General features: G+C 61.9%; 23 protein-coding genes and 1 CRISPR repeat array (1 of these 24 running past the window's edge). Of the genes, 21 read left to right on the plus strand and 2 right to left on the minus strand.

The window, feature by feature from the left end:
• Positions 1-246 precede the first annotated feature (246 nt).
• From OPU71_RS17410 to OPU71_RS17430, 5 genes are all read left to right on the plus strand, one after another.
• On the plus strand, positions 247-639 hold the full coding sequence (locus OPU71_RS17410; RefSeq protein WP_267729334.1) for a hypothetical protein: 393 nt from the start codon (positions 247-249) through the stop codon (positions 637-639).
• Between the two features lie 30 nt (positions 640-669).
• Entirely contained in the window at positions 670-1,785 is a 1,116-nt protein-coding gene (locus tag OPU71_RS17415; protein ID WP_267729335.1) for a hypothetical protein, read from the plus strand.
• Entirely contained in the window at positions 1,782-2,261 is a 480-nt protein-coding gene (locus tag OPU71_RS17420; protein ID WP_267729336.1) for a hypothetical protein, read from the plus strand. Before OPU71_RS17415 ends, OPU71_RS17420 begins: the two co-directional genes overlap by 4 nt.
• 288 nt (positions 2,262-2,549) lie before the next feature.
• Complete coding sequence (locus tag OPU71_RS17425) at positions 2,550-2,921, plus strand: hypothetical protein (RefSeq protein ID WP_267729337.1); 372 nt, start codon at positions 2,550-2,552, stop codon at positions 2,919-2,921.
• Positions 2,922-2,989: 68 nt separating this feature from the next.
• Positions 2,990-3,859, plus strand: a complete 870-nt coding sequence (locus OPU71_RS17430; RefSeq protein WP_267729338.1) for a DnaA ATPase domain-containing protein — start codon at positions 2,990-2,992, stop codon at positions 3,857-3,859.
• 171 nt (positions 3,860-4,030) lie between these two features.
• Here the strand turns inward: OPU71_RS17430 and OPU71_RS17435 are convergent, their stop codons facing one another.
• Positions 4,031-4,153 (minus strand): hypothetical protein, encoded by a 123-nt coding sequence (locus OPU71_RS17435; RefSeq protein WP_267729404.1) that lies wholly within the window; start codon positions 4,151-4,153, stop codon positions 4,031-4,033.
• On the opposite strand from OPU71_RS17435, the gene OPU71_RS17440 reads away from it, so the two are divergent.
• From OPU71_RS17440 to OPU71_RS17455, 4 genes are all read left to right on the plus strand, one after another.
• Positions 4,118-5,662, plus strand: a complete 1,545-nt coding sequence (locus tag OPU71_RS17440) for an ATP-binding domain-containing protein (protein ID WP_324256084.1) — start codon at positions 4,118-4,120, stop codon at positions 5,660-5,662. The two genes, OPU71_RS17435 and OPU71_RS17440, sit on opposite strands and share 36 nt — an antisense overlap.
• A 608-nt stretch (positions 5,663-6,270) precedes the next feature.
• Positions 6,271-7,041 (plus strand): hypothetical protein, encoded by a 771-nt coding sequence (locus OPU71_RS17445; protein WP_267729339.1) that lies wholly within the window; start codon positions 6,271-6,273, stop codon positions 7,039-7,041.
• 123 nt (positions 7,042-7,164) lie between these two features.
• The gene (locus OPU71_RS17450; RefSeq protein ID WP_267729340.1) at positions 7,165-7,920 is read left to right on the plus strand and encodes an NUDIX hydrolase; all 756 of its coding nucleotides are present in this window, start codon (positions 7,165-7,167) and stop codon (positions 7,918-7,920) included.
• 274 nt (positions 7,921-8,194) lie between these two features.
• A complete protein-coding gene (locus OPU71_RS17455; RefSeq protein ID WP_267729341.1) occupies positions 8,195-9,031 on the plus strand; it encodes an SIR2 family NAD-dependent protein deacylase in 837 nt (278 codons plus the stop codon).
• A 25-nt stretch (positions 9,032-9,056) separates the two neighbouring features.
• Here OPU71_RS17455 and OPU71_RS17460 read toward each other — a convergent pair whose 3' ends face one another.
• Positions 9,057-9,461 (minus strand): hypothetical protein, encoded by a 405-nt coding sequence (locus OPU71_RS17460; RefSeq protein WP_267729342.1) that lies wholly within the window; start codon positions 9,459-9,461, stop codon positions 9,057-9,059.
• Between the two features lie 6 nt (positions 9,462-9,467).
• On the opposite strand from OPU71_RS17460, the gene OPU71_RS17465 reads away from it, so the two are divergent.
• The 12 genes from OPU71_RS17465 (at position 9,468) to cas2 (OPU71_RS17520) (ending at position 20,846) form a co-directional block, all read left to right on the plus strand.
• Positions 9,468-10,328 carry a hypothetical protein gene (locus OPU71_RS17465; protein WP_267729343.1) on the plus strand — a complete coding sequence of 287 codons (861 nt, stop codon included), beginning with the start codon at positions 9,468-9,470 and terminating at the stop codon, positions 10,326-10,328.
• Positions 10,329-10,332: 4 nt separating this feature from the next.
• Positions 10,333-13,362: a type III-B CRISPR-associated protein Cas10/Cmr2 gene (gene cas10 / locus OPU71_RS17470; RefSeq protein WP_267729344.1), complete on the plus strand. Its 3,030-nt coding sequence runs from the start codon at positions 10,333-10,335 to the stop codon at positions 13,360-13,362.
• Positions 13,359-14,501: a type III-B CRISPR module-associated Cmr3 family protein gene (locus OPU71_RS17475; RefSeq protein ID WP_267729345.1), complete on the plus strand. Its 1,143-nt coding sequence runs from the start codon at positions 13,359-13,361 to the stop codon at positions 14,499-14,501. Before cas10 ends, OPU71_RS17475 begins: the two co-directional genes overlap by 4 nt.
• 18 nt (positions 14,502-14,519) lie before the next feature.
• Positions 14,520-15,410 carry a type III-B CRISPR module RAMP protein Cmr4 gene (gene cmr4 / locus OPU71_RS17480; RefSeq protein WP_267729346.1) on the plus strand — a complete coding sequence of 297 codons (891 nt, stop codon included), beginning with the start codon at positions 14,520-14,522 and terminating at the stop codon, positions 15,408-15,410.
• Positions 15,411-15,412: 2 nt separating this feature from the next.
• Positions 15,413-15,784 (plus strand): type III-B CRISPR module-associated protein Cmr5, encoded by a 372-nt coding sequence (gene cmr5, locus OPU71_RS17485; RefSeq protein ID WP_267729347.1) that lies wholly within the window; start codon positions 15,413-15,415, stop codon positions 15,782-15,784.
• A gap of 1 nt (position 15,785) precedes the next feature.
• Entirely contained in the window at positions 15,786-17,102 is a 1,317-nt protein-coding gene (gene cmr6, locus OPU71_RS17490) for a type III-B CRISPR module RAMP protein Cmr6 (protein WP_267729348.1), read from the plus strand.
• A gap of 61 nt (positions 17,103-17,163) precedes the next feature.
• Entirely contained in the window at positions 17,164-17,487 is a 324-nt protein-coding gene (locus OPU71_RS17495; RefSeq protein ID WP_267729349.1) for an STIV orfB116 family protein, read from the plus strand.
• Positions 17,484-18,362 carry a CRISPR system precrRNA processing endoribonuclease RAMP protein Cas6 gene (gene cas6, locus OPU71_RS17500; RefSeq protein WP_267729350.1) on the plus strand — a complete coding sequence of 293 codons (879 nt, stop codon included), beginning with the start codon at positions 17,484-17,486 and terminating at the stop codon, positions 18,360-18,362. Before OPU71_RS17495 ends, cas6 begins: the two co-directional genes overlap by 4 nt.
• A 102-nt stretch (positions 18,363-18,464) precedes the next feature.
• Positions 18,465-18,746 (plus strand): CRISPR-associated endonuclease Cas2, encoded by a 282-nt coding sequence (gene cas2 / locus OPU71_RS17505; protein ID WP_267729351.1) that lies wholly within the window; start codon positions 18,465-18,467, stop codon positions 18,744-18,746.
• 2 nt (positions 18,747-18,748) lie between these two features.
• Positions 18,749-19,738 carry a CRISPR-associated endonuclease Cas1 gene (gene cas1 / locus OPU71_RS17510; protein WP_267729352.1) on the plus strand — a complete coding sequence of 330 codons (990 nt, stop codon included), beginning with the start codon at positions 18,749-18,751 and terminating at the stop codon, positions 19,736-19,738.
• Entirely contained in the window at positions 19,735-20,502 is a 768-nt protein-coding gene (locus tag OPU71_RS17515; RefSeq protein WP_267729353.1) for a CRISPR-associated endonuclease Cas1, read from the plus strand. Before cas1 ends, OPU71_RS17515 begins: the two co-directional genes overlap by 4 nt.
• Positions 20,499-20,846 (plus strand): CRISPR-associated endonuclease Cas2, encoded by a 348-nt coding sequence (gene cas2 / locus OPU71_RS17520; RefSeq protein ID WP_267729354.1) that lies wholly within the window; start codon positions 20,499-20,501, stop codon positions 20,844-20,846. The genes OPU71_RS17515 and cas2 (OPU71_RS17520) overlap by 4 nt, the downstream gene beginning before the upstream one ends.
• Before the next feature lie 68 nt (positions 20,847-20,914).
• A CRISPR array of direct repeats spans positions 20,915-21,347; the repeat unit is 37 nt; unit sequence GGCCAATACCGAACCCCGAACCCGAGGGGATTAAGAC (it continues 4,076 nt past the right edge of the window).

Consider the following 21,347-nt stretch of genomic DNA (forward strand, 5'->3'; position numbering starts at 1 on the left):
TGCTCTGCCTGGGGTGGGACGCTTATCCCTACGACAACTGCATCCCCGAATCGTTCACGGGGTTTTGCATCACCCTGCTAGCCGTTACTACGCAATCAGATGACGTTTCCTACAACCGGACTCGCGAGCTGGCCCACATCCGCCATCTATCGACTGCTACGCTTATCCAAGAGCATTAGGAAGCATCGTTGACTAGATAAACCTTGAGCAATATCGCTTCCGACCTACCTCTCACGAGCGACCATCATGTACCTGAACCGATTGGCTGAATCCGAAAAAGTTGCTTTCTACTCCCTCGCGCACGCGATCGCAGCATCGCACGATGGAATCTCCTTTGAGGAGCAGGCGCTCCTCGATTCCATCCTCTCAGAAATGCAGATAGCACTCCCGGGCGCCATCTTGCCCATCGCTGATGCGTTAAAAGCATTCCAATCTGATGAGCATAAGCGCCTCGTCCTATTGGAACTGATGCTTATTGCGCTTGTGGACGACGATTTTGCCGACGCCGAAAAACGTGTACTCAGTCAAGCCGCAAGTGAATTCCAACTCGGTGACCACCTCGTTGAACGAGCTGCATCTTGGGCCGAAAGCATGCTCGGCCTTTTCCGTAGCGGCCAACGCTTTATCCAGTTTTCCTGAGACCACCCTTCAATAGAGAGATCGATCATCATGGTCTTACCAGTAATTGCTGTACCCTGGATTCTTGGCGGCCTATCCGCTGCAGCTGGCGCACTTGGGCTGAAAAAGGGATACGACGCCAAGACCAATTTCGATCATGCAAAGCTTGTAGTGACAAGCGCACAGCGCGACTTTGCAATTGCCTCCGAGAGGCTTCAGAAGACCAAAGTCAACGTATCCAGGTCGCTAGAGACTCTTGGCAAGCTACGACTCGACATCGATTCAGAGGACATGCAGCGATTTATCGCCGTCGTCGAGCAGATCAATCACGCCAACCACAAACCGATCAGCCTAGGTGCGACCCATGTAGCCGTGAGCGCCCCCGAGCTCAAAGAAATTAAGGTTTCTTCGTATCAAGCCACTGACCTGCTTAAGGACGGAATCGGAGCAGTCTCGTCCGGAGTGTTCATTGGCGTTGGCGCCAGCGGATTAGCTTCGAGCGTTGGTGTTGTTGCTGGCTCAACGACTGCAATCAGCGGTTTGACCGGAGTCGCGGCAACAAATGCAACTCTCGCATGGCTTGGTGGAGGATCCCTTGCAGCAGGAGGAATGGGAATGGCTGGAGGAACCGCCATTCTCGGTGGCGTCATTGCGGGTCCTGCTCTCGCAATAATTGGATATTCAGCGGCATCGAAGTCCGAAAAGGCTCTGACTGAGGCCTTTGAGATGGAGTCTGAAATTCGCGAAGCGATCGAGCAGGTTGAAAATGGAAACGCGTTGTTGGTTTCTATCCGAGAAAGATCTGAAGAGATGCGGGCGGTAATATCTGATCTACGCGCCAGATACTTATCGGTACTTTCTAACGCCGAGAAAATGGTTTCTATCAAGCTAGCGCAAAAAGGAGAGGCTGAGGCGGCTTGGAACCAAGCCGGGATGATAACCAAGGCACTGCGAAAAGTGAAAGGCGCAAAGTTCCAAGACCCACTCGATTTCACCAGTTTCTCACAGAGTGAAAAAGACCTGTATTCATTGCTAAATCTGTTCGGCGTTGCGCTGTACCGCATGATCAAGGTCAAGATTCTCGACGAGGATGGCTTGGTCACAACTGAAAGTGAAGGGTCTGTGGCGGAGGCCCGACTGCTATTAAAAGGAAGTAACTCGCAATGAAGAATCTTGGAAAGAAGTTATTGTCTTTAACTAAAAAAGGCAACGCCATCCCAAACACAAATAGAGGGGAGAAACCCATTCTTCCAGCAGTGCTGAAAGCTTTGGAGAAAGCGCCTACGCACGTCGTTGACGGCGTGACCAACGTTTTTTCCCAAGTTACCGATTACCTTCAAACTGCTGAAGTCGAGACCACGAAACGAACGGAGATCGCGGCAAAACGTGATGTCGCCATCGAAGCGCTTCAGAATCAGCGCACAGCATTTGAGCTACTAATGAAGCTCACGTTTCAGGAACGCGCTGCGGTCATCCAAAAGCAGTTCGATGTCCTAGACCGAGCCATGGCATCTGGCGATGTTTCCACCGTAAAGAGCGCGCTAGACGGAATGGTGGCGGTAATTCAGAGCTCGCCATTCAAATCGATTCAGGAAATGCAGATGGCCATGGGGTCGAAGGACTTTGTGGTGCGATTGGAATAGTCCAGTTTCTAGGAAAGTGCCGATCCGACCCCGTTCATTGAACCGCGCGCAGCCAACTCTTGGTTCGGGTTATCGGGAGCGGGAGCGGGAGCGGGAGCGGGAGCGGGAGCGGGAGCGGGGCGGATGATCACCCAGGTGAAACGTTTTGAACAACAAGCGCGTGTATCGGCTCTACCGCGAACTGGAACTGAGCCCGCGCACCAAGCCGCGCAAGTGACTGGTGTGCGCCAAGCCCGAACCGCTGACGGTGTAGCGGTCGATTCACCCAGCCCTCTTTGGTTTCCCACCTTGGATCCTCAGTCAACGTGGGTCTCGACAATCGGGCCACGGCAGTCGCTCCTCCTGTGGAACGACGCCGCATGGCGCTCCCACCTCGACGGACTCCTGGAACTCGCACTCAGGGACGAACCGGCTGGATTGCTCTCACGCCTGATGGTGACCCTGGCGCGCGAAGCCATTTTCGATGGCGAAACCTTGCAACTCGAACCTGAGCAGGCAGAGCGATTCCGCGCGGAGGGGGCTACGCAGCACTCAGTCTCGGATGATCTGGTCATCGTTTGCCGCGAAGAGGACTTCGCTGCTGTGGCGGCGACCGTTCTGGCGATCGCCCGCAAGGCAGGCTACACAGAGAGCGACTCCCAAACGCGCCGCACTCCGTAACGCTGCGTCACGCGCTGTCGCAAGCCCGCCCTACGCTGTTGGATCTCAACGCAACAGCGAGTACCAGGATGTCAAAGAAACTCAAGCTGTCGGCCTTCGTGACGGCGGCGCGCCTCGCACGCGCGCTGAAGGGCAGCAAATCAAGCTCCCGAGCAACAAACCAGAACGATGAGACGAAGCCCAAACTGGAACTGGTCCGCGCGCTTGAACGGCGGTGGGAGGTGCGGCCCAAGTTTCTGCGGGATGCCACCAACGAAGTCGGAGTCATGGCCGCCTTCGGCGTATGCCTGCGGGCCGAGCACTATGACCATCAGACTGTCGCCTACATCTATGGCAAACCGGGCACCGGAAAGACAACCCTGCTCCGCGCAACAGCCGAACTACTGCATGAGATCGACCCCGATTTCTGCGTACCCGTTCTGGCATGTGAGGATTTTTACGGGGACGTCGTCCGATGCTATCAACAGAAGTCGTTCGACAAGTTCAAGAACCAGTACCGCAAACCGGACTGGTTGCTTCTGGATGACGTCCAACACCTGGCGAACAAACATCGGACCCAGGAAGAGCTCCTGCACCTGCTGAACGCCCGCGAGAACGCAGGCAAGGTGACGATCGTCACCGCCAATGCGCCGCCCTGCAAGCTAGAGGGCATCGACGACGCGCTCATCTCCCGGTTTCAGGGTGGGCCAGTCGTAGAGATCCGTGCCCCAAGGCCCGCAGGGCCTGAAGATCTCGACGAACGCTGGGGTGAAGGCCGTGAGGCCGAAAAGTTAAGCCCCGACGATTGGTGCGCGATCTTGGATGTCGTTGGACACGATCTCAGAAAGGTTCGCGGAGTACTGAGTTCGCTGTGGGTTGAACGCGCCGTCAGCGGGTCAGAAACGCCACTGGATCAGATCCTGCTGCGTTTCAGCCACGGCAAGCACGCCAATACATGATTGGACAGGAATAGGCCAAGAATCGCATCGCGCAAGGCGGATCTTCAGGAGACCAAGCCTCTGGCGCATAGCCACTCATTTGAGCCAGGTGGGGCTCTTCGGGCACCGGGTAGCGTTACCCTGTTCGTGACCGATAACGGATACCACGTCATGGCCCGCATCTGCCCGCCCCTAGCGCACTTCCAACCCGTCACCGCCGGGGAGTACGCCGAGCACGAGTGCATCCAGCAACTGGGCAGCGCCTTGCCGGATGGATTTGTGGTCTTCCACCACTTGCACGCGCATTCTGTGCATGCGGAGCGCGACTTCTTCGGCGAATACGACGTGGTGGTGCTGACGCCGAGCGGCCGCGTGGTCTCACTCGAGATCAAGGCGGGCGAGCTCGAGCTGAGCGGCGACGGTGTCGTGAAACGCTACGGCGCCCAACAGAAGGACGTCGGAAAGCAACTGGCCCGCCAGCACGCCGCGCTAGTCGCCTCGCTTCGACGCGCCCAACTGCACCCTACCGTCAATCATCTGCTGGTACTTCCGCATCATCGCTGGAACGCCGCCGATAGCTTGAGCATTCCAGCCGAGCGCGTCATCGACTGCGATGCCTATCCCGAGCTACACCGCCGGATTCTCCGAGATGAGTTCGGGCGGCCGCGGCTCATCCCTGAATCCTTGGTCGAGATCGAACAACATCTCATGGGGCATTTCCGGCTCGTTCCCGATGTCGACCGAATCGCGACCGCCAACGCGGAAATCCGCCAACACATGGCTAGCGGCCTTGCTACTTGGGTGCCGCGCATCGAAGTCCCTTCAAGGGCGTACGTCATTGAAGGCGCAGCAGGGTCCGGGAAGACACAACTTGCCCTGACCTTGCTGCGCGATGCCGCCAGCCGCAAGAAGCGAGCGCTCTATGTCTGCTTCAACCGCACCTTGGCCGACCACGTCGGCCGCATTGCGCCCGCCTCGTGCCATGTTGATACGCTGCACGGGCTTGCCAGAGACCTGATCGAGCGCAGCAGAGAAACGGTGGACTTTCAGCAGGAGGGTGTTTTCGACTGGATGATCCAGCGCTTGGCCGCGCATTACGACACGCAGCGCGGTCACTACGATCTGGTGATTCTCGATGAGGCGCAGGATTGCAAACCGGAGTGGGTCGACATCGTGGATGCCATGGGCCATGGCGAACATCAGTTCTATGTGCTGCACGATGAACAACAACGACTCTACGCACACGAGCGTTTCGGACTGGAGGATGCGGTACAGATTCGAACGCGCGAGAACTTCAGAAGCCCACGAGCCATCGTCAATCTGATCAACCTGCTGCAACTCACGCCAGAACCGATCGAAGCACGCGGGCCGGTCGCGGGCACTGCGCCCGGCGTTGAAGCCTACGCGACAGGTAACGACCAGGCGCTCACCAAGGCCACCGAGTCAGCCGTTCGCCGCTGCATCGAGGCCGGTTACCGGTCGGATCAGATCGTCGTGCTGAGCTGGCATGGGCAGAACAAGTCTCTGCTGCGCGAACTTGGCGAACTCGCCGGGCTGCGTCTGAACAAAACCACCGGGGAGTTCGACGCACAAGGCAACGCCAAACGGACGCCCGGCGAGCTTGAACTTGAGACGGTGTTCCGTTTCAAGGGCCGATCGGCAGAAGCTGTGGTCTTCACCGAAATCGACTTCGACGCGTTCGACCCGGCGACTTGCAGACGCTTGTACGTCGGGCTGACACGCGCGCGGACTCATCTAGAACTGGTCACGTCCAATCGGGCAACGCATCTGATTACAGCGCGTATCCAGGGCTCAGACCGCTAACTTGCACAATCAGTCCCTCGGCATCGGCGAAGGAAGCTCGTCCAGCAGGCATGCCGATCACGGTGCGACGCGGAATGTCGCACCCCGCGATCAAGATCACGTCACACGACAGTCACGCCCGATTGCGGGCAGATCTCGATCACGGAGCGCATATGTACCAAGACAACCGCCCGCTTGAAACCCTGGCCGCCTTCGCCCTCTCGTTCGCGGCTGGCATGGTGGCGACCGCCGCACTGTCGGTTTATACGGAGTGGGTCCGCCGGAGAGCGCATCAGACAGCCCATAACGCCCAGGCTTGATGCTGATGCCCATTGCGCCTGCACCCGTGGCTTACCGCTGCTCAACGTGCAACTGGTCCCGCGTCGCAGCGCCTCGAAGCGATGTTCGGCTTCCCGGGTATGACCACTTCGTGAGCTGCCCGAATTGTGGTCATGCGCCGCTTGAGGTGCGTCCCGCGGGCACACTTCGCGACGGTCTCCACCTGGTGGCGCGAGCGCTCATCCGACTGATCCCGCCGCGCCGCTGATCAGCCGACCCGATCCGCTCGGTCTGGTTGGAACTCGCCGCGACCAATGCCCACTTCACCCTTCAAAACCAGGCGACACGCCATGCACGCCCTGAAACCGGTCGCCCTTCAAGACGACAGCTATCGCTGGACGATCGGGATCTACTCGCGGCCATCTCAAGCAGATGCTGCGCGAAACCTTGCTGCCGGGTTCCGGGAAGGCTGGCCCGGTCGCGACGAATTCCTGACCTTCGTTTGGCGCTCAGATGTCGCCCCTAGCCGCGTCGCTTATGAAGATGCGTTTGCCAGCACGCCGTGCGACTTGCTGTTCGTGTTCGATGACCCATCCGCCCCCGACGAGATCGGCACATTGCTGCAAGCAGCGGTAAACGCGAGGCAAACGCCGATTCGCGTAACGGATTTGAATGGCAGATCGGAACCTGCCTCCCCGTCTGCGCTTTCGTGGTCCGTCGAATTTGGCGACATTCAGGCGCACGCCATGCGCTTTGCCATGGCGGTGTTTTCTTCCTTCATGGCAAAAGGGCTGGTGTGCGTCGACTGGGTGGATCTGCTGATGTTGCTTGATGCGCCGGGCCGTATCGCCACGATCACACATTGCGAAAGCGCCAGTGCGGGCGCGCTCATTGAGGCGTATGTCACTGCGCTCGAGAGCATCACGCGAAGTCCAGCGTCACCCGGCGCTGTCATGGGAACCCACACGACAATCATCAACACCGGTTCGCTCCGCATGGTCGACGTTCGTAAGATCGTCATGCGAACGCGCCAGCATTTTGGCGAAGAGGTGTGGCTAAGTTATGCGGCCCCGGAATACGCGTGCGAGCGCCTTCACGCGTTTCTGCTTTGCATCGCATGAGGGGGCGAACTCAACTGTCGATGGACCTCACGTTTCGCGACGCAATCAGCGCGGTTTGCCGACGCGATGAGCAGAATCCTAGAGCCTTCACGCGTCCTCCTTGCGGCCGCATAGGCTCACCTCTTGAGCTATCTCGACACCGATAATCGAATGCGTCAGATTGTTCCGGTTGTCGTTCGACGCCACCACCCAAAGACCTCCATGCCGATCCCGCACCCTTGCAAGAACGAAGCAGGCGAGACGGTTTTCATCCGCCGTCCGCATCAACCGTCGCTGCTCAGCTACTGGCATGACGCGACGCAACTCGCGACGGTGGTGCCGGCCGGTGCGATGCCGCTGTATCTGAACGACGTGCAAATCCTGTCGTGGGAGCGCGTACCGGAAACCGAAGCGCAGTGGCATGCATTCGCCGCCGCTGCCCGCTTCAAGGAACCCGCCTTCGAGGTGCCGCCCGGCAAGCGCCCCGCTGCTGGCACGGTCGTGCTCGAACCGGATGGGCGCGTGTGGCTGGTGGCGCCGAGTAATCAGTTCGCCGGCAATATCGCGACCTTCCCCAAAGGCCATGTCGACAAGGGTGGTGCGCTACGCCAGACCGCGGTGCGCGAGTGCTTCGAGGAATCGGGTCTCATGGTCGAACTTCTGGCCCATTTGATCGACACCAAACGCACGAAAACGCACAACCGCTACTACCTCGCACGGCGGGTCGGCGGTACGCCAGCTGACATGGGCTGGGAGTCTCAGGCCGTGCATCTGGCTCCGCTTGCGGACCTCAATGAGCTCCTCAACAACCCGGGCGATCATCTTGTCGTGGACGCACTGCTTCAGCACCTGGAGAGCAGCCCAATTGCTTCCGATCTACTTGGCACACACACGCAATGAACTCCACGTCTATCGATGACCTTCGATCCCGCACAAACCAGGGTGCCGATGGCCCTTGCCTGTACACCAACACCGGTATGACAGTCCGCGCCGACCGGTCTCTGTGGCATGCCGCTGTTTCGACTGGCCGCGTCTCCGATGTGCGCTGCCGCACTCTCGCCAGCGTTGAGGTCAGTGCAGGGCGAACCACACGGGCAAACAAGCGCGCTGCCCACTGCATCGTCAGTGCGCCGTCTGCATCATCGCGCTTGCCCTTTCTACCGTGGCACTACGCATGAGTACCGATCTCCTGCAAAACCTCATGCGCGCCGCGCAATGGATCAAGCAGGCCGACGCGTTGCTGATCACCGCTGGCGCAGGCATGGGCGTGGATTCCGGGCTGCCCGATTTCCGCGGCCCCGAGGGCTTCTGGAAAGCCTACCCCGCGTTAGGGCGGCGCAAGCTGCACTTTGCGGACATCGCGGATCCCGCGCACTTTCGCACCGACCCGACGCTCGCTTGGGGTTTTTACGGGCATCGATTGGCTCTGTACCGCGAGACGATTCCGCACAAGGGCTTCGCGCTGCTTCTTGAAATCGGCGCAGCGCTGCCACTACCCACCTTCGTGGTCACCAGCAACGTCGACGGCCAGTTCCAGAAAGCCGGCTTTTCAGCCAACCAGATCTGGGAAATCCACGGCTCGATCCACCACCTGCAATGCGTCGATGGCTGTGCTGCGCGTGTATGGCCCGCGGACGACTTTCCGCCCCAGGTGGACATGGTCGAATGTGCGTTGCGCAATGCCCCTCCGCGCTGCCTTGACTGCGGCGCAATCGCCCGCCCGAATATCCTGATGTTCTCGGATTGGGCCTGGCTCAATCACCGCAGCCGCATGCAGGAGGCGCGCTTCGAACAATGGCTCGCCCAATCCGAGCGCATTGTGACCATTGAACTCGGTGCCGGTACCGCGATTTCGTCTATCCGGCGCATTGGCGAAAAAATGCTCGGCCCCCTCATTCGGATCAACAAGCGTGAAAGCCGTGTCGCTCGCGCACACGATGTTGAAATTCCGCTTGGCGCACTGGATGCGATGACCGAAATCCACGCTTGCCTGAAACAACTTACCGGCTGAGCACTGCGCGAAGGAAGTCCCTGCGTCAGACCACTTGTCGCCTCCATGGATTCAGCAAGCCGGGGCAGCAATGACGGGAGATTCTCATCACATCGCCGTCATCAAACGGGGGCTCATCCCTTTGCTTGCCGACTTGTTCGTTGATCGTCTGATCTTTCGCAAGCTTGCCACTAGGCGGGAGGGCTCCCGCCTCTACTACACTCCGATCAACCCATCCAGCCCCCCGGACAAGACGATGAAACGCCACGAGTTCTTGCTTACGTTCGCAACACCAGCCTTCCTCGGCAACGCCAACCAGGACGGCCAATGGCGCACCCCACCCTTCAAGGCCCAGTTGCGGCAGTGGTGGCGCGCCGCCTTCGCAGCCACCAAGGCTTTCGCTCCAGACGAAGCGGCCATGCGGCACGCAGAGGGTTTGCTGTTCGGGCATGCCTGGTTGGACAGCGACCTCAATGCAAGTGGCGACAAGATCTCCGCCCGCAAAAGTCTGATCCGTATTCGGCTCGGGCAATGGACTGAAGGCCAGCTGAAAAAGTCGCAATGGGAACCACTCGCTGGCGTGAGCCACCGCGAAGTGGGCGTCGCCGCGCCCGCCGACTTATACCTTGGCTACGGCCCGGTCGCCCCCCCGACAGGCGGGCGCTCAGCCACGCTCAAAGCGAACGCCGCAATTCAATCGGGCGAACACACCACCTTCGCCATTGCCTTCCCGGACGAACACGCGCCACTGATCGAGCAGGCCCTTTGTCTGATGGACCGCTTCGGCGCCGTCGGCGGACGCAGCCGCAATAGTTGGGGATCGTATGGTCTGGTTCCAACGGATGGCAGCCCCCTTTCTGGCATCGTCCCGGTGCGTGACTGGAAAGACTGCCTCCAGCTTGACTGGCCGCACGCCGTCGGTTGCGACACAAAAGGCGCGCTGATCTGGCAAACAAAGCCGGCCGCTGACTGGCGGAGCCTGATGCGCGATCTGGCCATCCTCAAGATCGCGTTGCGCACACAGTTCGAGTTTCCGAACCAGAGTTCCGACGGCGAGATTCATGAACGCCATTGGCTGAGCTATCCGATCAAAAACCATTCGGTACGAGCATGGGGCAACAACGCTCGCCTGCCCAATAGCCTGCGCTTCAAGGTGCGCCCAACGGCGGAAGGCAAACTCGTCGGAGTCGTGTTCCACATGCCCTGCCTGCCGCCTGCCTCGTTCGCCCCCGACACGGCGGCAATCAAATCAGTGTGGGCGAAGGTTCATGCCTTCCTCGACGCACCGGCCCAGAACCTAACTCGTGTCAAAGCCTGAGACCATGAACAATAACGACATCCTCTGGCAAACCAAACTTGCCGCGCGCATCCACGACCCGGCCGAAAAGGCCCTGGTTCTGCTGCGAGACCCAGCCGGACACGAAGGTGGCACCTCACGGGCACTCACCCGCCTGCTCGCTATCGGTGCCGACCCCCTCCCCGAGCACATCGAGAACGATAACGACGGCGTACTCGCCAGCGTCTTGTTCAAGCAAGGGCTCAAGCGAACGATCTACCGCCATGTCCAGCGGGCCGACTGGTGGGCAGCGGCTGCCGACCGCCCGCAATGGCCGATGCAGGAAATCACCGTTCAGACCAAATCAGGCGACCTCAAGACCCTCAAGGTGGCTGAAGGTGCGCAAGTACGCTGGACACGCAACCCCGTCCTCACGCACCCGCTCACCGGCACACAGCTTGACCTCGGCCAGCATGGCGGACTTTCGGATACCGAAATCGGCGACATCAAGGCACGCAGCTTCGAGCACTTCAGCCAGTTGCTTGTTGCGCTCGGCGCCAAAGACAGCGAAGAAGATCTGCGCAAGGTACTGCTTGCGTTCTGGCGCTTCGGGCCAGAACTCAAGGAAACGGCGGACAACGGCCAGCTTGGCGCGCTCTGGCGCCTGCTTCCGGCCGACACCCGCGTGCCCGACCACTCAATCTGGGACCACCTCGATCTGACATCCGCCTTCGCAGGCGCCTTTGCTGCCGACACCGATGGCGAGGCCGCTTTGCTTGCCATGTCGATTGGCCCGGTGCAACCCTTCATTGCAGCAGCCCGCAGCACCTCAGATCTGTGGGCTGGCTCCCATCTGCTCTCGCGGCTTTCATGGGAAGCCATGCGCACGGTGTGCGAAGAACTCGGTCCAGACGCCGTGCTGTTCCCGCGCCTTCGTGGCGTCCCGCAGGTCGACATGTGGCTACGCGATACCATGGCCCTGCCCGACACGCTGTTCGAAGCATGCGAATGGATGCGCGGCGCCACCGACAGCAATCCCCTGTTCTCCGCCGCCCTGCCCAACCGATTCGTCGCGGTCGTGCCGCGCAGTCAGGCGAAAGCCCTTGCAAGCAAGATCGAAGGCACCGTCCGCGCCTGGCTGTGCCGGCTTGGTGACGACGTCGTTCAGCGCCTGCTGCACGAAGCCGGCTACAACACTGAAACGACGCACACCCCGTTTGAACAGATGCGTGAGCAACTCAAGGGCTTCCCTGAGGTGCACTGGGCCGCGGTTCCATTCTCCTTGATTGCCCCGCGCGACAACGCACGGCAAACAGATCTCGACACCGTTGCGCTGTCCAGCGCCATGGCCCCTTTCTTCGGCGTCGAAGCGGGTCAGCCCTCCGGCTTTCTAGCGTCGCCCGCATGGCAAGTTCTTCAGAAACAGGCCCGTCTGAGCACAGATCCTGCAGACACCAGCGTCTTCTTCGCGCCTAACCCGGGCGTGCTCTATCCCGCCATCTACGACCTGGCAGAGCGGCTACTGGCCGCAGCAAAAGCCGTACGCCCCTTCGCCCAAACCCAGCAAACCGGCTGGCGCTGCTCACTGACCGGCGAGACCGAATGGCTCACCACTGACCGAGCCCAACTCGCCAGGTCATACCGGCAGCAGAACGACACGCTATGGGCGAAGATCGCCAAGAAGCGCCCCGCGTGGGCCAAGCCTGGCGAGCACCTTGGGGCCCTGCCGGCAATCAAACGCCTATGGCCCACCGTTTTTGCTGAAGAGGCAAGCAAAGCCTTGGCTGCAGGCGAAAACGGCGAAAAGAAAGACATCGGGCGCTTCGTCGTTTCAACCCACACGATGGCGCTCGCGCACCAACTCGACCAATGGTTGAAGCACGGAGGCCTCACCGCCGCAGGCACCAGCGAGGCCCTTGAGCAATGCGGGCCGGTTGCCTTGCCGCGTCGGCTGATGAAGCAGCACGCCAACAATCCAGCGCTCGGCGACGCTCGCCGGCTTCCGGCACTGCTCGAAGACGCCGGCGACAAGGACGAGCACGCTATCGCGCAAGCCGAACAGCTTGTGCGCCGCACGCTCGCGCAAGGCGAAAAGACCGAGGTCAAGCTCGAAGCCTATTACGGCCTGATCCTCATGGATGGCGACCGCATGGGCAAGATGCTCTCGGGCGACCCCACCTACGCCATCAGCTACCGTGAAAGCTTCCATCCGCAGGTCCACGCAGGCTTCGATCAACACGCCGCCCGCAATCCGGCCATCAAGGCATACGGCACACAGAAGCGGGCGCTGTCACCCAACCGACACCTCGCCATCTCCGGTGCGCTCAACGACTTCTCACTCAGCGTCGTGCGCCACGTCATCGAAGAAGAACACCTAGGGCGAGTCATCTACGCCGGCGGTGACGACGTGCTCGCCATGCTGCCAGTAGCCGACATGCTGCCCGCCATGCAACGCCTGCGCCATGCCTACTCCGGCACCGACCCTGACCACGAAGGCGGGCGCGACCCGCTCGGACTCACACTCAGCAAGGGTTTCGCAATTCTCAAAGACCGCAAACTCATGCGCATGATGGGGGAGTGCGCCACCGCCTCCTGCGGCGCAGTCATCGCCCACCACCAGGCACCCCTGGCAGCCGTGCGCCGCGAACTCGAAGCAGCAGAAAAACGCGCCAAGAACCAGGGCGGGCGCGATGCATTCTCCGTCACCGTCATCAAGCGCTCAGGTGGCGCACTTCGCCTCACAGCCAAGTGGGGCGAACCCGTCAAGCTCTTGATCGACACGCGCGACTTCCTCACCGGCGACGGCGTGTCGCGCCGGGCCGTATACAACACGCTTGAGTGGCTCACCGACCTGCCCGAACCCGAAGGCAACGCAAGCATGCTTGAAAGCTTGCTGGCCTATCAGCTCGCGCGCCAGGCGCCCGCTGAGCGCGCCGCGCACGCAGCAACCCTGGCGCAGCGCCTCACCCACCTTGCCCTCGAACAAGAGCAAGGCCAAGGGCTTGCTTGGCTGGGAAACTTTCTGAGCGTGGCCGAATTCCTTGCCCGAGAAACCCGTAGCGGAGCATCCGCATGACCTCGCAAACCTGCTTCATTGAACCGCTCGACGTCCTGTTCCTGCGTGGCAACAAACTCTTTGGCGACCCCGGCAGCTACGGCGAATCGCTCGTGCCGCCCTGGCCATCGGTCGCCGCTGGCGCGCTGCGCTCACGCATCCTCGCCGACGACGGCATCGACTTCGTCGCCTTCGCTCAAGGCAAGCTCGAACACCCGGCACTCGGCACCCCTGCCGCGCCCGGAAGCTTCACGCTCACCGCATTCCAGCTTGCCCGTCGCCACTTGGATGGGCGCATTGAAATGCTCATCGCCCCGCCGGCAGATCTGATCATTGCCGAATCGCCCACGGCACAGCCGCTCGTCCGCCGGCTTCAGCCCACAGTGCTCCCCGGCGGGCTCGAAGTGTCATCCAGCACAAGCTGGCTGCCGGTGCTGGCCGAACCCGAGCGCAGCAAACCAGGCAACGGCTATTGGCTCACCGAATCGGGCTGGATCAAATATCTCGCGGGGCAAACACCAACGGCCGCCGACCTCGTCCGAAGCTCAGATCTCTGGGCCATCGACCATCGCGTTGGCGTTGGCCTCGACCCCGAACAAGGCAGTGCGGCAGATGGTCGCCTGTTCTCCACACAAGCCGTCTCCATGGCCAAACGAGAAACCCATTGTTTTGATGTCGGTTTCCTTGCGAGCGTGCGGGGCGCCCAGCTGCCCGCCGGTGGTCTGCTGCGCTTTGGCGGCGATGGCCGTGGCGCCGCCCTTCATGGCGCCGACAAAGCCCAGCCCAAAGCCGACCTCGCCGCCCTTGCTCGCGCCCGGCGCTGCCGCATCGTGCTGACCAGCCCCGGTCTGTTCCCGCAAGGCTGGCAACCCCCCGGTATCGACGCAGAAGGCAACTTCACACTCGGCGGCATCTCGGCAAAACTCGTCTGTGCGGCCATACCACGCGCAGAAACCGTTTCCGGTTGGGACATCGCCCAGCGCCAACCCAAAGCCGCCCAGCGCACCGCCCCCACCGGCAGCGTCTACTGGCTCGACCAACTTGACGCCAGCGCCGACGCGCTCGGCAAGCTTGCCGAAAACGGCCTTTGGAACGACCCCTGCCAAGATGCATCGCGTCGCGCCGAAGGCTTCAACCGTTTTGCATTCGCCGCTTTCTGATATCCGGAGACCCATTTCATGTTTGAAAAGCATGCAGCCGTATTCCTCTACGCCGTCAGCCCGGTGCACATGGGCGCAGGGCAAGCCGTTGGCGTCATCGACAACCCGATCCAGCGCGAACGCCACACCGGCCACCCCTGCTTCGCAGGCTCCGGCATCAAAGGTGCCATGCGCCATGGCTTCAAGGCCCTCGGCGGTGACGAAGCCATCGCGACGCGGCTCTTCGGCCCCGACGCAGGCAGCCCCGATCTGCACGCCGGCGCGCTCAGTTTTGGGGATGCACAACTGGTCGCGCTGCCGATCCGTTCCCTGCGCGGCGGTTACGTCTATGCCACCTGCCCGCAGGCCCTCGCCCGCGCACAACGCTTGCTCGGCTTGGTGGCTACAAGCGTTCACTGGGCGGTGCCAGAGCTCGTCGAAGGCCAATGCCTGATCGCCAATCCAGCCCTGCTGAGCAACAGCAAGATGCACCTTGAAGCCTTTGAGTACGACGCCAAGGCCTCACCCGATTTGCCAAAGCTCGCCGAAAGCATCGCCACCCAAGCGCTGCCGGCCAGCGAAGACTACGCATTTTTCCGTAGCAAGCTCGGCACCGATCTCGTTGTCCTCAACGACAGCGACTTCGCCTACTTCGCCCAGCACGCCATGCTGGTCGAACCGCATGTTCGGATCGACGCCGAAACCGGCACCGCCAGCGATGGCGGCCTGTTCTACACAGAAAACCTGCCACCAGAATCGCTCATGATCGCGCCCCTCATGGCCAGCCAAACGCGCAGCGGCAAAGACACCCTGCCCGCCGAAGCCGTCATGGCACAGATCAAGGCCGTACTCCACGGGCGGCTGCTCCAGATCGGCGGCGATGCCACCACCGGCCGCGGACTGGTCGTCGCCAGTGTCGTGGAGGCCTGACCATGAGCACCGCCACCAAACTCACCCTCGAACAACAACGCGCGCAAGACGCCTGGGGCTGCAGCATCCGCTATGAAAAAGAACACGTGAATGTCGCCAAAAGCCTGCCCGCGCTCATCATGAACAGCGGGCTGATGCAGGTGCTCGCCTTCTGCCACGAAAAAGGCGGTGCCAACCAACTGGTAGCCGACCAGCTTCGCGCGTGGCTCGTCAAACAGAGATACGTCGCCGAAGCCCGCGATCCCGGCTTCGAAGCCTTCATGCAAGCCCTCATGCAGGCCAAACCCAGCGACTACCAGGCCATCACAGCAGAAGCCTTCGCATGGTTACGCTGGTTGCGCCAGATGGCACCCGCCCGGGTAAAGGGGAACTGACATGCCCATCGCCGCCGTACCCGCCTATCTCGGCACTGATTTCAGCGCAGCCTCGCCGGGGCTGCGCTTCGGCATGTACCTCAAACTCTGGGGCATCAATCGGCGCACCGGCGCCGTCCTTTGGCAGACCCACGATCTGAAGTACGAAGTCCGTGGCCAAGATCGTCAAGAGCGCGAAATAAAAGAGGAAAACAAGACGGCCGCCCTGCGCAGCGCCACCACCCTCACGCGCGACGACAAAGCCACCATGGCCGCCCTCCTCGCCCGCCAGCGTGCCGCCTTTTCGGCGGCAGGCAACGAACACGCCCGCCTCAGCCTTACTGCCAAGGCCATCGCCCCCTTCACAACCGGGCTTGGCAACGAACACCCGCTCGAAAACGGCTTCGCCTTTCTCAACCCCTACGGCCTGCCGTACCTGCCCGGCAGCGGCGTCAAGGGCGTCCTCCGTCAGGCCGCGCACGAACTGGCCTCGGGCGAATGGGGCGACTCGGCAGACTGGACAGAGGAACGCATCCACCAGATCAAGGTCGGGCGCCAACTTGTCGACCTCTCCCCCATCGACGCACTTTTTGGCCGCGAACCCACAGACGGCGAATCCGAGCACGTGCGCGGCGCCCTGTGTTTCTGGGACGTGATCCCGCAAATCGAAGGCAACAGCCTCGCCGTCGACATCATGACGCCGCACCAGAGCCACTATTACCAGCAGAAGAAAGATCGCAAAGCCGGCAACAGCAACACACCACACGATTCCGGCGCGCCGAACCCGATCAGTTTCCTCACAGTGCCGCCCGGTGCCGGTTTCACCTTCCTCGTGAGCTGCGACCTCGCGCACCTTGAGCGCTTGGCCCCCGATCTGGCCGCAAATGGCCGCTGGCAGCACCTCATCACCGCAGCCCTGCAGCACGCCTTCGAGTGGCTCGGTTTCGGCGCCAAAACCGCCGTGGGCTATGGCGCAATGCAAGTCGACGCCAAAGCGCAAGCACTCGCCGCCCAGGCACAGCGAGATCGCGAAGCCGCCGCCGCCCACGCAGCACGCCTGGCCACCATGACGCCCAACCAGCAACAGATTGACGCCTTCATCGCCGAATTCCAGACCAAACACGAGCAGTTCCCCACCTTCAGGGAAGCCCCTAACGCCGCCTTCCACAACAAGGCACGCGCCCTTGCCAAAGCGGCCCATGAAGGCACCGACTGGAGCGCCGACGAAAAGCGCGCTGCGGCCGACGCCATCGAAGCGTGGTTGCCAAAACTCGTCAAGGTAGACATCAAGGACGAGCGCAAAAAACTCAAACTCAACGCGCTGCGGGGTCTCGCATGAAGCGCGCGGCGCGCCCCTTGAACGTACGCCCTGCGTGCACCCCAAGCGCCCTCAGCCAAGCGTGACCCGCCGCTACTTGCTCAACGCCCCGGTGCTCACGGCTTACGGCACATGGCGCATGGAGGGCCCGCTCTCGCTCGACGCCGCGCGCCAGTTCGCCCGCCAAGGCGTAATCAGCGCCGTAGGGCATCAAGGAGCTGCCGACCGAATCGCCGCCGATCTCGGCATCCCCGTGCCGTTCGCCCGCATCAACGCCATGCTCGAACCCGGCGACCAAGCCCTCGTGCTCCGCATCAACGAACGGCTGCCCGAAGGCAAATTGCTCAGCGCCGACGAGCTCACCGAACGGGCCTGCGAATACGCACTACTGACGCGACTATCATGACCACACCCCGCTTCCCCGCGCCCTTTCCCTACCAACGGATTCGCTTCGTGGCGCAAGTTGAGCACCCCATCGAACTCCCACCCTTCGCCGGCTCAGCGTTGCGCGGCGTGTTCGGCCACTCGCTGCGAAAGCTCGCCTGCGCAACCGGGGCACCCACCTGCGATGGCTGCCCCCTCCGCCACCAATGCGCCTACGAACGCATCTTCGAGCCATCGCCCCCCGATCGCGCGCGGCGCCAGTACCGGCAGATCCCAGCGGCATTCGTACTCACACCGCCCGACACGCAAGGGCGCCTGGCAACGGGCGCCCAGCTTGAGTTCGGCGTCACCCTCATCGGCAGCGCCATCAAACAGCGCGATCTGCTCATCGCCGCATGGCAACGCGCCCTGCTCGCCGGGCTCGGCCCCACGCGCGGCACCGCCCGCCTCACCAAATGCCATGAAGACGCGCCGCTCCTCCAGCCCGACGAACACGCCACCCAGCTCACCCTGCAGTTCCAAACGCCCCTGTTTCTCAAGCGCCAAGGCAAACAACTCAATCCGAACGAAATCACCGCCTCCGAAATCACAACCGCGCTCGTGCGCCGAATCGCCGACCTCGCCGAACTGCAACTCGGGTGGCCGCTCGACTGGGACTTCCCCGCCCTCACCCAGGCCGCGCGCAGCATCGACACTCGCAACTCCACCCTAAGCTGGGCCAGCAATTCACGCTGGTCTAACCGCCAGCAACAGCACATGGAACTGCGCGGCGCAGTCGGCCACATCACCCTCAGCGGCAAGCTGCAACCCTTCATTGAACTGCTCACTCTAGGGCAAGCCCTGCATATCGGCGGCAAAACCAGTTTTGGCCTCGGGCGCTATTGCATCACCCAGTAGGCCCGGTAAAGCCCGCACACACCGCAAGCTTGCCGATTCTCCCAGCGCCCTGCCCGCCCCCTAGACTCCTCTCAACCACTCAGGAGCCATCAGGGCACACACATGCAACGCCACCTGTTCCTCGTCGCCTACGACATCGCCAGCAACCGCTCACGCAACCGTGCCCGGCGCGAAGTCAAAGGCAACGCCATCGGTGGCCAGAAGTCACTCTTTGAATGCTGGCTCACGACTGGCGAACTGCAACAACTCATGGCCGCCCTGCGCAGCCTGATCGACCCCGCCACCGACCGCATCATCTTTGTCCAGCTCGACCCACGCGCCCGCATCGAAGCACTTGGCCGCGCCGTGGCGCCTGTCGCCGCCAACTACTTCTACCAAGGCTGAAGATGAGCACCCTCGTCATTGATCGAAGCGGGTTCGAGCTACGCTGGAATGCAGGCGCCCTTGAGCTACGCCAGAACGGCACGCTTGCACGCACGATCCCCGGCAAACTGCTTGAACGCATCGTCCTCCAGAGCGACACGCAACTCGGTTCAGCCACCCTCGCCGCCCTGGCTGACCAAGGCATCGGATTAGTCGCATTTGGCGGGCGCAGCGGCCAGCGCGTTGCACATCTGCTCGGCACGCCACACAACGACGCACGCACCCGCATTGCCCAATGCCGCATCACCCCCGACGAAGCCGATGCAATCACCTTCGTCAGGCAGCTCGTACGCGGCAAAGTATTACGCCAACAGCGCTTCCTGCGCCGCGCCGCCGCAGAACGCCCTGACCTGCGCAAACCCCTGCACGACGGCAACCAAACCCTTGGCCGCACGCTCGAACAAATCGCCACCGCAAGCAGTATCAACAGCTTGCGCGGCCTCGAAGGCGCCGCCGCCGCAGCCTACTTCCGCGCCTACGTACACCTGTTCGCTCAATCGCTCGAATTCAATGCGCGCCGCCGTCGCCCGCCACCCGATCCGGTCAACGCCTGTCTCTCGCTCGGCTACTCGATGCTCTACTCAAGCGCCGTAGCCGCCGCCTGGGCAAGCGGGCTCGACCCCATGATCGGCGCGCTTCACACCCCGGCGCACGGCCGCGCATCCCTCGCCTGCGACCTCATGGAACCCTGGCGCCCCCGTATCGACCAATGGGTCTGGATCGCCTTCCGCGAACGCCGCCTCCGCCCCGACCACTTTGGCCGCGATGGCGCCGGCGCCTGCATCATCGGCAAAGCCGCAAGGGCAGAAATCTATCCAGCGCTCAGCGCCGTCACCACCGACTGCGGGCGCGCCATGCAACGCCATGCCCGCGCAATTGCCAAGGCACTCCAGACGCGAGCGCCCATCCTTGCACCCGCGCCCGACTGTGACGAAGACGAGCCCTTCGCATGATTCACCCCCTCTACCTCGATGCCGCCAACACCTGGAGCATCAAGCTCGACCAAGGAATTGCGCTCCACGTCAGCGCCCCCAATCGCGCCCGCACCCTCTTTCCGCTGCGGCGCCTCTCACGCGTCATCAGTCCATCCACCGCCACCTGGACAACCGAAGCCCTGCTCGCCTGCCTGCGCGCCGGCGTGACCGTGGTCTTCCACGACAAGCACGGCGAACCCGTAGCCTGGTGTTTCGGACCAAGAAAGCGGGAAACAACACTCGGCGAACTTCTGCGAAGCGCCCTTGCCCACACAGACGGCCTCACCGAACTCATGGCCTGGCGCCACATCACCGAGCACAACACCCTCCTCGCTACGCTCATCAAGGCCAAAATCGCCCAACGCACGCACACCCCGGAAAGCGCACGCGCCGCACTCTGCAGCCTGCACCAGCAACGGCTCGGCAAACCCGTCGGGCCGCTGCTGCGCAGTCTCGAACGCAGCGCCTCAGGCCTGCTCGCCCAACACCTCTACAACCACGTCGGCGACCCCTACCTCATCGGCTTCGCCAGAGAGGGCTTCCACCTCACAGAGTTCCTTGGCAGCATCCTGCGTTGGCATCTGCACAGCGCCCTGCTCAACACCCCGTTGGCAACCCTGCGCGACAGCACCCCGGGGCGGGCCGCCGCCTACTGCCTTGAGCGCGAAAGCACCCCCCTCTACCACGCCATCGGCAACGCCCTCGGCGATCTCGAACGGCACCTGCGCGAGCGCCACACATGAGCAAATCCGAAACCAAAGCCTGGCTCATCGCCTACGACATCAGCCAACCGCGCCGCCTCCGCCAAGTGCACCGACTCATGCGCGAAGAAGGCATCCCGGTTCAGTACTCCGCCTTCATCCTCACCGCCTCAGATCGGCAGCTCGACCACCTCCTCGCCGATCTGCGCGAACTGATCGACCCCACCTGCGACGACGTCCGCGCCTATCACATCCCCCAACGCTGCGCCGTATGGTCACTCGGCCGCAACAGCCTACCTTCTGGCATATTGCTCGACGCCGCTATTGCCGCTAAATTCCTCCTTGAAACCGAAGCGCCCGAGCACACCGAAATCAGCGTGGCATGAGCCCCCCCGAAATGCCCCACACCCCCCTTTCCAAGCAACTGATTTCAAAACCATTTTCAGACTGAGCGGGCCAATACCGAACCCCGAACCCGAGGGGATTAAGACACCTTCGCCGGCGCTGCGGCACCTGCCGCCGGCCAATACCGAACCCCGAACCCGAGGGGATTAAGACTCATCAGCGACGCGGCCGACAGTGCCATCTGGGCCAATACCGAACCCCGAACCCGAGGGGATTAAGACATCGTAGTTCCACCACCACCACCGGCTTTTCGGGCCAATACCGAACCCCGAACCCGAGGGGATTAAGACGCGGTTAGAGGTGGGCTAGCTGTGGGTAACGGCCAATACCGAACCCCGAACCCGAGGGGATTAAGACGTGCTGGCACGTGCCACGTGGCCGTTTGCCGAGGGCCAATACCGAACCCCGAACCCGAGGGGATTAAGACTTAACAGGGGCCAATGTCTTGATTCCCATCACGGCCAATACCGAACCCCGAACCC

It is taken from the genome of Niveibacterium sp. 24ML (genome assembly GCF_026586805.1).
Classification (GTDB): domain Bacteria; phylum Pseudomonadota; class Gammaproteobacteria; order Burkholderiales; family Rhodocyclaceae; genus Niveibacterium.

Coding starts and splice junctions, on each gene's coding strand:
- OPU71_RS17420 (WP_267729336.1), top strand. CDS start 1,782: ATGAAGAATCTTGGAAAGAAGTTATTGTCTTTAACTAAAAAAGGCAAC.
- OPU71_RS17445 (WP_267729339.1), top strand. CDS start 6,271: ATGCACGCCCTGAAACCGGTCGCCCTTCAAGACGACAGCTATCGCTGG.
- cas6 (WP_267729350.1), top strand. CDS start 17,484: ATGACCACACCCCGCTTCCCCGCGCCCTTTCCCTACCAACGGATTCGC.
- cmr6 (WP_267729348.1), top strand. CDS start 15,786: ATGCCCATCGCCGCCGTACCCGCCTATCTCGGCACTGATTTCAGCGCA.
- OPU71_RS17415 (WP_267729335.1), top strand. CDS start 670: ATGGTCTTACCAGTAATTGCTGTACCCTGGATTCTTGGCGGCCTATCC.
- cas2 (WP_267729354.1), top strand. CDS start 20,499: ATGAGCAAATCCGAAACCAAAGCCTGGCTCATCGCCTACGACATCAGC.
- cas2 (WP_267729351.1), top strand. CDS start 18,465: ATGCAACGCCACCTGTTCCTCGTCGCCTACGACATCGCCAGCAACCGC.
- OPU71_RS17455 (WP_267729341.1), top strand. CDS start 8,195: ATGAGTACCGATCTCCTGCAAAACCTCATGCGCGCCGCGCAATGGATC.
- cmr5 (WP_267729347.1), top strand. CDS start 15,413: ATGAGCACCGCCACCAAACTCACCCTCGAACAACAACGCGCGCAAGAC.
- cmr4 (WP_267729346.1), top strand. CDS start 14,520: ATGTTTGAAAAGCATGCAGCCGTATTCCTCTACGCCGTCAGCCCGGTG.
- OPU71_RS17410 (WP_267729334.1), top strand. CDS start 247: ATGTACCTGAACCGATTGGCTGAATCCGAAAAAGTTGCTTTCTACTCC.
- OPU71_RS17475 (WP_267729345.1), top strand. CDS start 13,359: ATGACCTCGCAAACCTGCTTCATTGAACCGCTCGACGTCCTGTTCCTG.
- cas1 (WP_267729352.1), top strand. CDS start 18,749: ATGAGCACCCTCGTCATTGATCGAAGCGGGTTCGAGCTACGCTGGAAT.
- OPU71_RS17515 (WP_267729353.1), top strand. CDS start 19,735: ATGATTCACCCCCTCTACCTCGATGCCGCCAACACCTGGAGCATCAAG.
- OPU71_RS17460 (WP_267729342.1), bottom strand. CDS start 9,461: ATGCCCGAACAGCAAACCCTCTGCGTGCCGCATGGCCGCTTCGTCTGG.
- cas10 (WP_267729344.1), top strand. CDS start 10,333: ATGAACAATAACGACATCCTCTGGCAAACCAAACTTGCCGCGCGCATC.
- OPU71_RS17435 (WP_267729404.1), bottom strand. CDS start 4,153: ATGCACAGAATGCGCGTGCAAGTGGTGGAAGACCACAAATCCATCCGG.
- OPU71_RS17430 (WP_267729338.1), top strand. CDS start 2,990: ATGTCAAAGAAACTCAAGCTGTCGGCCTTCGTGACGGCGGCGCGCCTC.